At 71.8% G+C, this 14,337-nt stretch carries 12 protein-coding genes; 3 read left to right on the forward strand and 9 right to left on the reverse strand.

Annotated elements, in window-relative coordinates; translation table 11 throughout:
- Positions 1-1,015: 1,015 nt before the first annotated feature.
- The 6 genes from ABT160_RS38295 to ABT160_RS38320 form a co-directional block, all read right to left on the reverse strand.
- On the reverse strand, positions 1,016-1,771 hold the full coding sequence (locus ABT160_RS38295) for a GntR family transcriptional regulator (RefSeq protein WP_351652995.1): 756 nt from the start codon (positions 1,769-1,771) through the stop codon (positions 1,016-1,018).
- A gap of 201 nt (positions 1,772-1,972) precedes the next feature.
- A complete protein-coding gene (locus tag ABT160_RS38300) occupies positions 1,973-2,983 on the reverse strand; it encodes a tellurite resistance/C4-dicarboxylate transporter family protein (protein ID WP_351652997.1) in 1,011 nt (336 codons plus the stop codon).
- A 185-nt stretch (positions 2,984-3,168) separates the two neighbouring features.
- Positions 3,169-4,977 carry an FUSC family protein gene (locus tag ABT160_RS38305; RefSeq protein ID WP_351652998.1) on the reverse strand — a complete coding sequence of 603 codons (1,809 nt, stop codon included), beginning with the start codon at positions 4,975-4,977 and terminating at the stop codon, positions 3,169-3,171.
- A 3-nt stretch (positions 4,978-4,980) separates the two neighbouring features.
- Entirely contained in the window at positions 4,981-5,622 is a 642-nt protein-coding gene (locus ABT160_RS38310; protein ID WP_351653000.1) for a disulfide bond formation protein B, read from the reverse strand.
- On the reverse strand, positions 5,622-5,786 hold the full coding sequence (locus tag ABT160_RS38315; protein WP_351653002.1) for a DUF5993 family protein: 165 nt from the start codon (positions 5,784-5,786) through the stop codon (positions 5,622-5,624). The genes ABT160_RS38310 and ABT160_RS38315 overlap by 1 nt, the downstream gene beginning before the upstream one ends.
- A 470-nt stretch (positions 5,787-6,256) precedes the next feature.
- Positions 6,257-7,309: a class I SAM-dependent methyltransferase gene (locus ABT160_RS38320; RefSeq protein ID WP_351653004.1), complete on the reverse strand. Its 1,053-nt coding sequence runs from the start codon at positions 7,307-7,309 to the stop codon at positions 6,257-6,259.
- Between the two features lie 254 nt (positions 7,310-7,563).
- Here ABT160_RS38320 and ABT160_RS38325 point away from each other — a divergent pair, with 254 nt between their 5' ends.
- Complete coding sequence (locus ABT160_RS38325; protein ID WP_351653006.1) at positions 7,564-8,244, forward strand: hypothetical protein; 681 nt, start codon at positions 7,564-7,566, stop codon at positions 8,242-8,244.
- 68 nt (positions 8,245-8,312) lie between these two features.
- Here ABT160_RS38325 and ABT160_RS38330 read toward each other — a convergent pair whose 3' ends face one another.
- The 3 genes from ABT160_RS38330 to ABT160_RS38340 all read right to left on the reverse strand — a co-directional run bounded on the left by ABT160_RS38330 (position 8,313) and on the right by ABT160_RS38340 (position 11,316).
- Positions 8,313-8,870, reverse strand: a complete 558-nt coding sequence (locus tag ABT160_RS38330; RefSeq protein WP_351653008.1) for a hypothetical protein — start codon at positions 8,868-8,870, stop codon at positions 8,313-8,315.
- Positions 8,871-9,131: 261 nt separating this feature from the next.
- Complete coding sequence (locus tag ABT160_RS38335; protein WP_351653010.1) at positions 9,132-10,313, reverse strand: ABC transporter substrate-binding protein; 1,182 nt, start codon at positions 10,311-10,313, stop codon at positions 9,132-9,134.
- Positions 10,314-10,821: 508 nt separating this feature from the next.
- Entirely contained in the window at positions 10,822-11,316 is a 495-nt protein-coding gene (locus ABT160_RS38340; RefSeq protein WP_351653012.1) for a hypothetical protein, read from the reverse strand.
- Positions 11,317-11,881: 565 nt separating this feature from the next.
- On the opposite strand from ABT160_RS38340, the gene ABT160_RS38345 reads away from it, so the two are divergent.
- On the forward strand, positions 11,882-13,489 hold the full coding sequence (locus ABT160_RS38345) for a flavin monoamine oxidase family protein (RefSeq protein ID WP_351653013.1): 1,608 nt from the start codon (positions 11,882-11,884) through the stop codon (positions 13,487-13,489).
- Complete coding sequence (locus ABT160_RS38350; protein ID WP_351653015.1) at positions 13,486-14,127, forward strand: Rid family hydrolase; 642 nt, start codon at positions 13,486-13,488, stop codon at positions 14,125-14,127. The genes ABT160_RS38345 and ABT160_RS38350 overlap by 4 nt, the downstream gene beginning before the upstream one ends.
- Positions 14,128-14,337 lie beyond the last annotated feature (210 nt).

Genomic DNA, 14,337 nt, shown 5'->3' on the forward strand with positions numbered 1-14,337 from the left:
GCCGAGGGGGTGAACGGTCAGAAGCGGGCGGGGCCGCGTCGCAGTCCGGCGTGATGCGGCCGGAGTCGGTCGTGGAGCGGCGCCTGCTGTGAGGGGCACTGGGGGCGTGGGCGAGGGCGCCGAACGGGAATGCGGACAGCGCGGGCGAGGCCTGTCGCCATCGGGTGGTGCAGCGGATGGATCAGACAGGGGCAGGCGTGTCGGGCCGGGTCCGGATGCCGGTGGTCGGCGGACCCCTACGAGGACCGTGGTCCGGTCCGGAACCAGATGCTGCCGGGACCCGCAGGTGAGCTCCTGGCCGCCGATGCGAGAGGTGCCTGCCGGGATGGGCCGGCGGGATGGGGATCGGGCCGGGGAAGTTGTTCACGAGGGGGCTTCCTTCCGGGTGGGACCTGCGGTCCTCGGTCTGCGATGTGCCCCTTCAGCCAGGTTATACCAAAGCGATACCAGATGGAAATGACGGGAATGGGAGCCTTTGGTGCCCACGCCTGACGCCCCTGTTCGCCTCGACGTGCGCTGTTCCGGCCCGCGCGGCCCCGGTGCTGATCCACAGGAGCCGGAACCTCACCCCGGGGGTCGACGGGTCGTGTCCTGGCGGCCCGAAGGAGGGAGAGCAAGTGCCCTGGCCATGGGGGAGGCCTCAGCGCCTGTCGGCAGCACCCGGCCAGAAGCGGTGCAGGGGCGCACCTGGGAGGCGTGAGAGCGCGTGCCTCGCGTCTCCAGGGGCGGCGGGAGCCGGGTGGCAGCGAGCTCCTGGCCTCCGCGGCGCAGGCAGGTCACCAGTCGAGCTCTGGGCGTTGGGGAGGGGAAGGGTGCCGGGCCGCCGACGACGGTCGCGGCAGAGGCGCGTGCAGCCCTGGGCCTGCCAGGAGCGGCTCATCGCGAGTCCGTGGCGGCGTCAAGCGGCTGCCACAGGAGCGAGCATCCCCGGCCGACGGTGTTCACCCACAGCGCGTGCGGGTGGTGGTGACGCCGATCCGTCTCGGGGCTGCCGTGAAAGACGTACTCGCCCCGCTCAGCCGAGAGTGAGCCGTACCTCGTAACGGTCCGCGCGGTAGGTCTCCCCGGTGTCCGCGCAGGGGATTCCGTCCGCGTCGAGCGACAGGCGGCTCGTGTCCAGGACGGGAGCGGGCGCGTCCGCGTCCAGGTCCAGCAACTGCTTCTGCTCACTGTCGGCGAGGGCCGCGCGGGCCGTGTACCGGGCACCCGCAGGAACGTGTCCGGCGGCGGCCAGGATGCCGAAGAGGGACGCTGTGGTGAAGTCCGCCTCGACGGCGAGCGGGGCGACGCCGAGGGGGACGAGGTCGTGGGTCACGCACACCGGCTGGCCGTCCAGGAAGCGGACCCTGCGCAACTCGAACAACTCGGCCTTGGTCGCCACTTGGAGACGGTCCCCCTCTTGCGAGGTGGCCGCCCGGGTGCGGCAGAGCAGTACCCGGGCGGTGACCGCGCGGCCCAGGCTCCGGTTCAGTTCGCCGAAGTCGGTCTGGGCCGCCGGGTCCACCGAGCGGGTGAAGCCGATCCGCCTGACCTGCCAGCCGCGCCGCTCGGAGGATTCCACCAACCCGTCCTCCTCAAGGGCTTTGAGGGTGCGGCGCAGGGTGGAACGGCTGACCCCGAGCTGTTCGCACAGGTGCCGTTCGGAGGGCAGCCGCTGCTGCGGGCCCAGGACGCCGGCCGCGATGGCGTGTGCCAGGGCTTCCTTCGCCAGTACGTACGGAGGCTGGGCGCCGTTGGGCGAGACGGGGGTGAAGGCGGGTTCTACGGGCACGGCATGCTCCCGTTCTCGTCCGAGCGGATCACGACCCGCAGAGCCGGGGCGCCATGAAAGGGGTTGAACAACCAGCCTACATCTGGTGCCGTTCTGGTCTCGGTGCGGGAGGCGCGTGGCCCGGAGGACGGCGGGCGGACCAACCGCTGGGGGATTGCCGTGGCCCACACCGAGGTACGGAATCGATCGGTCACCAAGACGTCAGCAACCGCTCGCGCGCTGCGGGGGCGTCGGTACGCAGTCGCGTGCTGTCCAGTGGTGGATGAGCTGGGCGAAGACCAGCAGCCACGCGGCGATGGCGAGCCACAACAGCACACGCCCGGCGTCCTGGAGCCACGGGGCACGCAGAGGCCGGGCGAGGTTGAGAGTGGCGACGGCGGTCATGCCCATAGGGAAGACGGTCGCCCAGCGGCGGGTGTGGTAGCGGGGACGAGGCCGGAGGATCTCGGCGGCCACCATGAACAGGTACCAGGCGGCCGCCACGCCCAGGAGTACGCCACCGGCCAGCGGTACGACACGCAGGGAGCCCACCGTTCCGGGGGCGGCGGCGAGTTGCGCCGCGGCGAGGGCGGAGACGGCGGGAGCACCGCCGGCGATCCACTGGTCCCCGGCGCCGGTGAAGGGGTAGCGCAGGTCGAAGCGGGGGAGTGCCGCCAGGTACAGGACGAGGCCCGTCCCCCACAGGACCAGAGCAGGCCAGGTGAGCCAGGTGGTGCGGGTGGCGGCAGCGAGCAGCGAGCCGAGGACGACGAGGGCCTGGGTGGCGACGCACGACAGGAACACCGCGCCGGGCATGTGCCGTCCCCAGTGCTTGACGACCGCGACCAGGAGGACGGGCCAGAGGACGGCGGCGGTGACGAGCAGTACGGCGGCGGGGAACTGCCAGGACTGCAGGGACAGTCGCGAGCCCAGGACGCAGGTGGCGGCGATGGCGGTCAGCGAGGCCGGGGTGTCCGCGTCGTGCCGCCACCGGCCGCGCTCCAGCAGGAACCGGCGCAGGAACAGGACGGCCAGCAGCAGCCAGGCGAGGCCCGCCAGGCCCAGCGCGAAGCGCGAGAGCGTCTCGTGGCCCACGGCGTGCAGGCCGATGGAGCAGATGCCGGTGGCCATCACCAGAGAGCCGGACACCGGCGTCAGGCCGCTCCACCACTGGCGCACACCGTCCCACGGACGGGGCCGGGAAGGACGGGTGCCGGGCGTGGTCTGAGACATCGTCAGAAGGAAACCTTTGGGTGAGGAAGGGAACTGGAGCCGCTGTCCGGCACGCCACGCGGCTCCCGTGGGACACGGTGAGGTGACCGGCGACGGGACCCGCACCGCACCTGCGTACTGCGGGCTTTCCCCGGCAACAGTGCGTCGGATTCCGGCTCCTGGGCGTGTGCCCGGCACGGTGGGGGTCACTTGGGCGGAACGGTGTGCGGGTGGTGCGGTCCCCGCTGATGGGCCATGGCCGCTTCGGCCTGGGCGAGGTGCGCGCGCCATCGAGTCAGCGCGTGGTGGTGGCGGGGATCGGTGCGCAGCCGGTCGAGTTCGGTGTGCAGGGCGGCGAGGTCGTGGTGGATCTGGCGGCGCAGGGAGTGCAGCGACGGCGTGTCCGTGGTGCCGCTGTGCACGGCGGCGAGGTAGCGGGCGCTGCGGGTGCGCACACGGGCCAGGCGCTGTTCGACGTGCACCCGGTTGTTCTCCGGCCACAGCAGGTAGCCGACGGTGAGGGCGACGCCGGTACCCACGAGCGTGTCCAGGAGCCGGGCTTGGGGGACGGCGGCGCCGTACAGGCCGAGGGGGTCGGCGAGGAGCAGCAGGATGGGAGTGAGGAAGAACGACTGGAGCGCGTAGTTGCGCCGGGAGTAGGCCTGCAGGAGGCCGGTCAGCGCCACGAGTACCGCGATGTGTGCCCAGCCCGTGGGGACCGCTGCGCAGATCAGCAGGCCCAGCAGGACCCCGGCCAGGGTTCCGGCGGCGCGGGTGGCCGCGCGGGCGGGGACCGTGCCGAGCGCGGGGCGGACGATGAGCGCGATGGTCAGGACGACCCAGCCCGAGCGCGGCAGGCCGGTGAACGCCGCGATCGCCTGCCCCACGGCCACGCAGGCGCTCAGCCGCAGGGCGAACGCCCAGGCGCCCCGGTCTCGAAGGCGTCTGGCTGCCGCGCACGCGAGGCGCCGTGCGGGCGGGGTCCAGGCAGGCAGGCGCACGGGCGGAGCACCGCTGCCGGGGAGGTGCTGTCCAGCGGCCACGACTGCCTTGTGGAGGTCGCGGAGGGCAGGGTCCGTGGGAAGGGCAGGGAGGGGCATTGCCGTGGCCGGAGCCACCAGGGCGACGTCCTCGGCGTACCTCTCCAGCCGTCCGGCGGTGTCCCGCAACCGCGTTGCGTACTCCGCCGGCAGCGGCTCGCCCCGGCGCTGCGCGGCGGGGAGGGCGGCGATGACCGCGACCAGCGCGTCGAGGGTGAGGGCCAGGCAGGCCGTCTGGGACCCCGCGGCCGGACGGATGAGCCGGCGGCCCAGCAGGGTGTTGTAGGCGGCGTCCATCGCGAGGGTCACCTCCCGCCGCAGCCGTTCACGTGTGGTGGCGGTGGCGGTGGCGTCGGAGAGATCGCCGGCGTCGGCCAGGGCGGCGACCGCGCGCATGGCGGCCGCAACCGCCTCGCGCTGGTCGGCGCCCGCGCGGGCCAGCCCCGAGACGGCGGACCACAGGATCAGCGGCAGACCGCCGAGCAGGAAGAACCCGGGCGCCTGCCACCACGGGGCGTCCGCGAGTCCGGTGCCCATCGCCGTCGCCAGCAGGAGCAGCAGGGTCGTGGTGTTCGCGACGCGTCCTGCCGTCGAGACGAGGCCGGATATCAGGGCGGTGAGCGCGAGCAGCAGTACCTGGACCCCGGGGCGTCCGGACGCGCAGTGCCCCAGGACGAGGCCGGCGGCTCCGCCCAGCTGGGGCAGGGCGAGCAACAGCACGCGCGTGCGCCACGGGGCGGAGCTGTCGTCGACGGCCGCCCCGAAGGCGCCCAGCCCGGCGGCCGCCCCCAGCACGGGTTGCCCCGCGAGCTGGCCGACGGCCAGCGGCAGGAGCATTCCGACCGCACCACGCACCACCAGGGCCCGGTCCACCGGCACCGTGCGGACAGCGGCGACGGCGCCCCACGACGCCCTGGCCCCTCGGGCGTAGCCCCTCGTCCGGGCCCAGCTGCGATTCCTGGAGATCGTTGTCATGGTCTACCGGCTGAGGATGTGCAGGTCGTAGAAGAACTGGTAGCGATCGGGATCGTCGGGCAGGAACCAGTGGAAGCCCTCCAGCAGGAAGACCGCGACCAGGTTCACCACGACGATGAGCGCCACGAAGCCGAAGACGAGCCGTCCCGCGGTACGGGGCGCGCGCACGGGGATCGTGGACGCGGCGGTGACGTGGGCGAACGCCATCAGTACGCCGATACCGAGGACGGCGGCCATGAAGAGGATCCAGGCCCACACGTACAGGTGCAGCCCCAGGACGGGGGCTCCGTACCCCTTGTCCCCGGGCAGGATGTGCAGCATAGTCTGCCGCCAGGAAGTGAACGCCCCGCCCATGCAGGCGACCAGCGCCAGGCCCCAGCCCACCTGGTAGTCCCGGCCGGTGATCGTCCCGTTCATTCCCTTGCGCACGATGTACAGCGCGCCCATGGCGGCCAGCAGCATGAACATCCGCTGGACCATGCACAGCGGGCAGGGGTAGTCCCAGGTGCCGAACTGCACGCCGAGGCCGCCGCAGACGACGGCGGTCCAGCCGACGGCGAAGAAGCAGGCGAACCAGAACTGGACCTGCCCCAGCCGCGACGACGGCTCCTGCGCCCGGCTCCCGGCCGGTGCCACGGTGGCCATCAGTAGCTCAGCCCGAGGGAGAGACCACTGGTGATGTGGTGCGCCAGCAGCACGAGGGTGACGACGAGAACGACCCACCACACGCCCAGGACCAGGCGCCGGGGGCGCTCCCGGAACATGGCCCACAGGCCGACCAGGAGACCGCCGAAGATCAGCGTGTCCATGCCGGACCTGCCTCTCGGCTCGTCGCGACGGGAGGGAAGGAAGTCATGAGGGCGCTCCAGGGAACGGGTGTGGCGCGGCTGCCGAGAGCGGGTGCGGTCGGTGTCGGACGAAGGCGCCCGCCAGGCACGTGGAAATCCGGAAAGTCTGATTTCCGTGCACTTCAGGTATACCAGACAGATACCAGATGGTGATCGAATGCCCGGAATGCTCTCAAGGTGTCGGAGCGCCGCGACGGATCGAGCAGCGGAGCTGCTGCGGCTCCTGGACGGCGAGCCGCCCACGAGGCCTGGTACCAGGACGCCCGGGGAACCGCGGAGCACCTCAAGGTCATGGACCGCCACGGAGTACGCGGTGCCGGTCCGCAGAGGCAGGGCTTGCTCGGTTACTGCCCGCGTCTGAAGCGATGGGCCGGGCCGGTGTGCAACCGTCTGCCGGAGACACACCAAGCCCTGCCACCCCACGAGCGGGGTCAGTTCCTGCGGGCGACGACGCGGTAGGCGTTGGACAGGCGGGTGCGGCGGGCCAGCGGTGCAAGCAGTGTGTCGATGCCGTAGAGGGCCAGGACGGCGGGGGCGGCGGCGAGCCAGGCGACCGTACGGGCCAGGCGTGTGAGGGGGCCTGGGCGCTGTGGCCGCCAGGGCAGGTCCTGGGAGGGCAGGACGGAGTTGAGCCAGTTGATGGCCGCCGAGGCGAGGTCAGTGGGGATGTGGGGCTCTCGCCGGTCTGTGGCCGTGATGGTGAAGCCGCCCTCTTCCAGTGCGGCCGTGAGGTTGGCGAAGGGGACGAGGTTGAGGTGCTGGGGCTGGAGCCAGGGCCCCCACCAGCGGCCGAGCAGCCGCGCGGAGAGGCTCTCGGGATCGGGGACCTCGATGAGCAGGGTCCCGCCCGGGCGCAGCACGCGGTGGGCGGCGGCGATCTCCGTACGGGGGTCCAGGGTGTGCTCGAGGTAGTGGTGCATGCTGACCACGTCGTACTGGCCGGCGAGCTGCGGGGCGAGGTCGGTGAACGCGCCCTGGTGGGCGCGGGCGACGCGCTTGTTGCGTACGGCGATCTCGACGCCGTCGCCGATGTCGAGCCCCTCGAAACGCGTGGTGGGGTGCAGCACCTGGGCGTCGGCACAGAAGTGACCGTGCCCGGTGCCCACGTCCAGCCACGTCCGTGGGGCGCTGCTCGGGGCTACCGCCCTGGCCCGGGCGCGGTACAGCGCGCGGGCGGCACGTGAGGAAGCGAGCCACGCCACGCCCTTCTCGCCCAGGCCGTCGTAGCAGTCGCGGTAGTAGAACTCCAGGCCCTGCGCGTTGAGCCGGGGGTTCTGGAAGACGTGCCCGCAGCCGTGGCACTGGTCCACGGTGAAGGACCCCGGCTTGCGCAGCGTGAGGTCGGTGGTGCGCAGCCGTCGGCGCAGATCGCCCGAGGCACACCAGGGGCAGGCGTTCTGGCGCGGGTGGAACAGGCGGGCGGTCCCCTGGGCCAGGTCCCGCAGGTACCGAGGACGGCGCTGGGCGATGTCGTGCTGGGACAAGGCCGCTCACTCCTTCCCGGACTCGGCCGACGAGCGGTGGGAACGCAGGCCTGAAGGCGGCTCGCACACCGCGCTCCAGTAGCGGGCGACGAGGAGTGGACGCGCGGGACGGGCCCCGGGCGGCGTCGGCGGAGCACCGGCGACAGGTCGGGCGTACCAAGATCCGAAAGAATGATTCATACCGACACAGATACGCCGCTACGAGTCCACGGCAGCGCTTTCGTGCCTTCATCCACCCGAGAGGACGCCTCCGTGTGCGCCAACTGCCGCTGCGCCAACAGACTGTCGCCTCCCCGCAGGTTCGCGACAGCCGCGACCTTGGAGCGCCGACCGATGACGCGCGGTCCTGGCTCAGCCCCTGCCGGCGCCGACAGGGAGTGGAGCAGCCGGTTTGCCCGGCCCGAACCGGCTGCCCGCCTCCCGTCCCCAGTCCTCTGGCTGAAGTTGCGGCCGCGGCTCGCGCGAACGAACACTGGAAGAGGCGGAACCTCCCACCGCCCGAGGGAACCGATGACACCGGAGCCACACATGCGCTCCACACGCGTCTTGCTGCCGTCCTGACTGCGGGCCTGCTGGCCTCGGCGACCGCCACGACCGCAACCGCCCAGACCGCCCCCGCTGCCACCCCGGCCGGCACGCACGCCCCGTCGGCCGCTCACCTGACCAAGGCAGACAAACTGAGCATCGACACCCCGAGCGGTGTGCGCGCCGGCACTCCTGCGGAGCTCCACATCAGCGGCGGCACCGCTCCCTACAACGTAGTCATCGTTGCCAACGCTTCCACAGGCGATGTGCTGCAGGACCTCGGTGATACCTCGGACACCACCCTGACCTGGACGCCTGATGCCGGCCTGGCAGGCAAGGAGGTCTCCGTCACGGTGGCGGACAGCCGTGAGGAAGAGGCGCACAGCAACTCCTTCACGGTCGGAGACTGAACACACCGGGACGACCTGCTTGGCTGAGCCCCCCAGGGCCGTCGCCCTGCCGCCTTGTGAGGGGCTGGCTACGAGAGCTGGTCGAATACGCGGCAGGCGAAGGTGAAGCAGCTCTCCTTGGTCTGCTTGAGGTACTGGGGCTGGTCCGAGCCGTCGTCGGAGTCGAGTTCCTCGCGCCAGAGCGCGATGAGACCCCAGCCGCCCGTCGAGGCCATCAGGACGCCGCCCTCCTTGGGCTTGCCGAAGAAGATGCCGGTGAGTCCGTCAACGGGAGGAATCTTCCTGAGGACTTTGTACGAGGTGCCCGCGAACCGCACCTCGAACGGCGGCGGCACCGCGTCGTCCTGCGCGAGCTTGCCCAGGAGCTCCCCGACCGCGGCCCACTCCTCCTCGAGCACCAGCGTGGCCTGGCCCTCGGAAGGGCCCTGGTCGCCGCCCTCCCAGTCGTACCCCTCGTAGGCGGTGCCGGGTATGCCCCATCCGCCGTAGACGAGCTGGGAGCCGGAGTCGAACAACTGGGCTGCGACGATCGGCGGTTCCACCTGCTGGCCGCCGGTGTCGTGCACGGCCGCGTGACGCAGCGCGTACGTGTACGGGTAGTTGCCCTCGTCGATGTCTTCGCTCATGAAGTCCTCCGCTGTCGCCGCGTCCCGGGGCCCGTCCCCGGCTTGGAGCCATCCAAGCCCGGGGCCCGGCCGGGTGGCGCGGAAACAGCGAAAGATCCCATGCGCGACTGTCTGATCAGGTACACCTTCACCTGGACCGATTACCGCGACCCGGCCGTCCGTGCACACCTCCGGCTCGGTGTCCTCATTGTCCTGGTCTCGGACATCTGGCCGCTCATGCGGCGCAGGCGGCCCGGTGGAGGCGGGGCGGGGTGGGGCGGGTCAGTTCCCGGTCTTGTCCGGGACCCAGCCGCCTGGCTGCCAGCGCACCACGGTCAGGGCTGAAGTGGTGAGTGGCGCGTGGTTGGCCTTGGTCATGGTGTGGACTCCTGCGACCCCCACATGGGTCAGGTGTTCCAGGCGCAGCCGTGCCCGCTGTCGGTCGCGGTGGCCGTAGTAGGCCTGGTGGATCATGGTCACGGCATCGGCGCCGTACGCGACGTAGGTGCCCACGGCGCCGTGGGCCGCTTCGAAGGCGTCGGCGAACCGGCGGAGCTCCGCGGCGTGGGGCAGGGTGTCCGGTGCTTGGCGTGCGGCCAGGACGTGAGGTGCGACGACCTGTACGCCGACGGCCGCGGGGCCTGCGATCTCGGGGAAACCGGGGTGCCCGGCCGCCGGCGAGCAGATCATGGGCCCGCGCCAGCCTGCGGCGCGGGCGTCCCGGACGCAGATGCCGTTGTAGGGAGGCGCCGCGAAGACCGCGATGGCATCCGGCCGGGCTCGCAGGAGCGGCTCGATGACCCGGCGCACGTTGTCGGCCGGGGGCGTGAACTCCCTGTGCGCCACGAGCTCCAGGCCGTGGCGGCGGAAGTCCTGGGCGAACCGCTCCCACACTTCGGGCGGGGTTGTGGAGACCTCGGTGCTCAGGGCGGCGACGCGACGGTGCCCGCCCGCGGCGAGCGCCTCCATCATGCGCTGCTCGGTCACCTTCTTCTGAGGGGCGCTGCGGAAGACGTAGGACTGTGTGGGCTGCCCACCGGTGGTGGGCATCACCACCGGCACCCGCGCTGCCTGGCCCACGGCGGCCACCTGGGCTGCGCCTTCGGGCTGCGAGGTGCCGACGAGTGCGTGCAGATGTGAGTTCCGGACCAGGCGCTCGGCTGCGGCGCGGGCGTGGGCGGCATCGCCTCTGGTGTCGACCTCGATCAACTCGATGTGCTCACCGTGCAGCCGATTGAGGTGTCGCGCGGTGAAACGGACACCGAGGAGCTGGCGTCGACCCTGGATCCGCGCGGGACCGCTGAGGTCGAAGAGGGCGCCGATGCGGAGGGGTTCACCCGCGGGCGCGGATGCCGCGGGTGCGGCCTGGGCTTCCGTGGGAACCAGCGGCAGCAGGGCCGCTGCTGAGCCGAGGGCGAGGACGCCTCGTCGTGAGGGTCCGGAGGTGGGGGACGTGGGCGGCATGACATCTCCGTGGTGATGGGGGGCAACTCTCCTCCATCTATGCCCGTTTCGTAACTTTCATGCGGAATGCATTACTTTGATGATGTCAATGCTCCCGTGCGCCCGTCATGTGGGTGGTTGAAGGCCATTCCCGTTTGGGCACCCTCGCTGCGGGACGCGAGGAGCCGGCCGCCGGGCGGATATGAGCGCTGATCAGGTGGTGAAGTCGTAAAGGGAGCCCCGGGCGACAGCCGTGCGGGCTGCTGCCCGGGGCTTCCGGCGTGCATGGGTCAGCCGTTGGTGACCGTCTTGGTGATCTCGATCCCGCCCCGGGCGACAACACCTCCCCGCCGGTCGACCCGCCGGACGCCGACGTCGAGGAGAAGGTGGCCAACGGCTGGCCGAACAACCCTGCACGCGAGGCGCGGACCGGCCGTCCCCTGTACGGTCCGCGCCTCGTTGTCGTCCCCGCGTCCAGGTGAACACAGCCGCAGATCACGGCGGGCAACACAATGCGGACGACCGGAAGTCAACTCGCATGCGGTGAAGGGCTGTCCGAGACCCGGCCGGGGAGGCTCCCGCCCTGCCGGGGCGGCAAGGCGCACTGAGCCGTCGGGCGTTCGTCGACCGTGACGTCCCTGCCGTCGATGCGGAAGGCGTAGCACCCCGTGACCGTCTCCTCGGTGACGAAGATGAAGGTCCGTGGCGGACCGAGTCCGGCCAGCTGTGCGTACGCGGTGAGCCCCCCGGAGCGGCGGTCGAGGCCGACGAGTCCGGGGGCAGGCTTGTCCCGGCCGAACACCTCCACCAGCTCCTGGTCCGAGACCGCTCCGTCGCGTGCCGCCGCCCGGAGCGCGGCGGTGCGGTCGTGCAACCGGCGCGCGAGGTCCTGTTCCGCCGCGGCGCGGTCGCGGGCGGGCTGCGTCCACTGCCACACCAGGATGCCAGTGAGCAGGAGTACCAGCGTCATCGCCAGGCCCAGGCAGCCGTTGAACAGGCAGCCGTCCCGTGTTCCCCGTCGCACTCCAGGTCTTCGCCCCATGCGGGGAGACTGCCCTGCCTGGCCACGGATGGGCAACTACCTGACGGTGCAAGGGCCGTGGCGCGCCAGGGCAGGCGGGCGCACCCGCCCGACAGGCTTCGTATGCAGTGCGCCGGGCAGCGGATGCCCCGCCACGGGCGGGACGCGGACGACCACACGTACGTCACGGTTCGTACAGCCACATCCCAGACGGCCACAGGCCGTTCCTGAGCACCGTCGATCCCCGTGCCCGCCAAGGGCGTTCCGCCCTCGGCCTCGCGCTCCCCACGGCGCCACACCGGCGGCGGGTCCGTCCCTCGTCGTCCCTTCGGGGTCGTACAGGGGCCGCTGCCCATGTCGTGGAGCCGCGCCTCCCCGTGAAGTTGTCACGTGTCACCACATCCGCCGGGCCGCCCACGGTTACCCCTGCGGTACGCCTCCGCAACACGCCTCGCGAAGGCTGGGCACGCTGCCCCGGTCCCCGCCGCCACCTGCACCGGGCGACCGGATTCGACCCGATGACCACGCCCGGCACGCGCACGCCGGGCGCGGACGAGGAGGACAACCCATGGCTCCACCGACCCCGGCTTCCCGCCGCTCCTTCCTGAGATCCGTCGGCGCGGCGGGAGGCGCCGGAGTGCTGTACTCGGCGATGGGCGCGCTCGGGCTCGCCCCGGTCCCCGACGCGCGGGCGGACGCCTACCGGGCGCCCCGGCCCGGGGACTTCGCACCCGGTCGGACGGGCGGCAAGAAGGTCCTCGTCCTCGGCGCCGGCATGGCCGGCCTCGCGACCGCGTACGAACTGGGCAAGGCCGGGTACGACTGCCGGATCCTGGAGGCGAAGGACCGCCCCGGCGGCCGCAACTGGACCGTGCGCGGCGGCACGCGGCTGACCGACCTCGACGGCCGCACGCAAACGGCGTCGTTCAGCAGGGGCCAGTACCTCAACGCAGGCCCGGCCCGCCTCCCGCAGTCCCACGTCACCCTGGACTACTGCCGCGAACTCGGCGTGGAACTCCAGGTCTTCGCCAACCAGAACGCCAACGCGTACATCCACCACGAGAACAGCCCCGCCCTGGCGGGCAAGCCGGTGCGCTGGCGCACCGCGAAGGCCGACGTCTTCGGGTACGTCTCCGAGCTCCTCGCCAAGGCCACCGACCAGGGCGCCCTCGACGCGCGGCTCACCGGGCAGGACAAGGAACGTCTCATCTCCTTCCTCCAGGGGTTCGGCGCCATCAAGGGAAAGGCCGAGGGCTACGCCTACACCGGCTCCGACCGCCGGGGCTACTCCGTCGAACCCGGCGCGGGGCCCGACTCCGGCACGGTCCTCGGCCCGGTGCCCTCACTGTCGGACGTCGTCGCCAGCGGCGTGGGGCAGCGCTTCGCCTTCGAACTCGGCTACGACCAGGCGATGATGATGTTCCAGCCGGTGGGCGGGATGGACGCGATCCCGAACGCCCTGGCCGACGCGGTCGGCCGGAACCGCATCACGTACGGCGCAAAGGCCCTGGAGATCAAGGACCTGGCGGACGGCGCGGAGGTCACCTACCGGGACGCCACCGGGCGCACGCGGACCCGGCGCGCCGACTTCGTCGTCGCGGCGGTGCCGCCGATGGTCGCCGCCCGGCTGCGGCACAACCTGGGGGCCGCCGTCGCCTCGGCGCTCAGGTCCGCCGTACCGGTCCCGGTCGGCAAGATAGGGCTCGAATACCGCAGCCGCTGGTGGGAGACGGACGAGCACATCTACGGCGGGATCACCGCGACGGACACGGACCTGGCCACCATCTGGTACCCGTCCTACGGCTACCAGGGCAGGCGGGGCACCCTGGTCGGCTACTACCACTTCGGCGCCGACGCGCTCGCCTACAGCGCGCTGCCGCACTCCCAGCGGCTGGCGCGGGCCCTGGGCCGGGGCGTCAGGATCCACGGGGAGAAGTACCGCGACGAACTCGACCACTCCTTCAGCGTGGCGTGGCACAGGACTCCCGACATCGAGGCCGGATGGGTGGGGTGGCCCTCGCCCGCCGCGTCCGAGTACGCGCTGCTCAACCGGCCCGCCGGGCACGTCTACTTCGCCGGTGACTGGCTCAGCCACGTCATCGCCTGGCAGCACGGGGCGCTGACGTCCGCGCGCAAGGTCGTGACCGAGATCCACGAGAGGGTGCTGGCCGCATGAGAAGACGTACGCAGGTCGTCCTTGGCACTGCTCTGACCGCCTCGCTCCTCGCCGGGGGAACCGCACTGGCCGACGGCGGCGGCTGGTGGACGGGGCCGCACGCGGTCCGCGTCATGCTGCCCGAGGGGCAGACGAACCCGGCCATCGCCAACGGCGTCGCCGTCGGCGGCGAGGTCGCGGTCTACCAGAGCAGCGGTCTCGGACCCGCCGCGCTCAATCCGTCGGCACCGGCGGGCGCACCGGAGTCCTACACCGACCCCGCCCTCACCCGGGGAGCGGTGGGCGTCACGATCACCGAGGCCCAGGCCCTCGTCGTACTGCGCGCGATCGAGGCCAACCTCCGCGCGGCCGGACTCACTTCGGCGGACGTCCTCACCATGAAGTGCTACCTGGCCAAGCCGCCAGGCGGCGAGTCCGCCGACTACGCCGGCTGGAACCGCGCCTACCGCCAGTTCTACGCCAACATCGACCTCGCCTCGAAGAAGGTCGTGCCGGTGCCGCTCGGCACATCGGCCCCCGCGACACCACTGTTCCCCAACCGCGCACGGCCCGCGCGCGCCACCATGGAGGTCGCGTCGCTGGCCGTGAAGGGCTGGCTGGTCGAAGTCGAGGTCACCGCCGCCTACCGCAGGCGCTGACGCAACGGCGCGGCGCGCACGAGGACGGGCCCGTGGCGGCGGGCACGTCCCGCCGCCGGCGCGTACGCGTCGTGACCGTCGCCGCGTGCCCTGCGGAACGCATTGCAAACAAGCTGGTTTCCCGTGAATGGGCGTAGAATTGCAGGGCATCCGAGGTGCAGGAGGTTGATAACGATGGTTCCCCTGCTTCTTGTTCTTCTGCTCGCCCTG

Origin of the sequence: Streptomyces sp. NPDC001941 (assembly GCF_040296945.1) — a bacterium.
Lineage (GTDB): Bacteria > Actinomycetota > Actinomycetes > Streptomycetales > Streptomycetaceae > Streptomyces.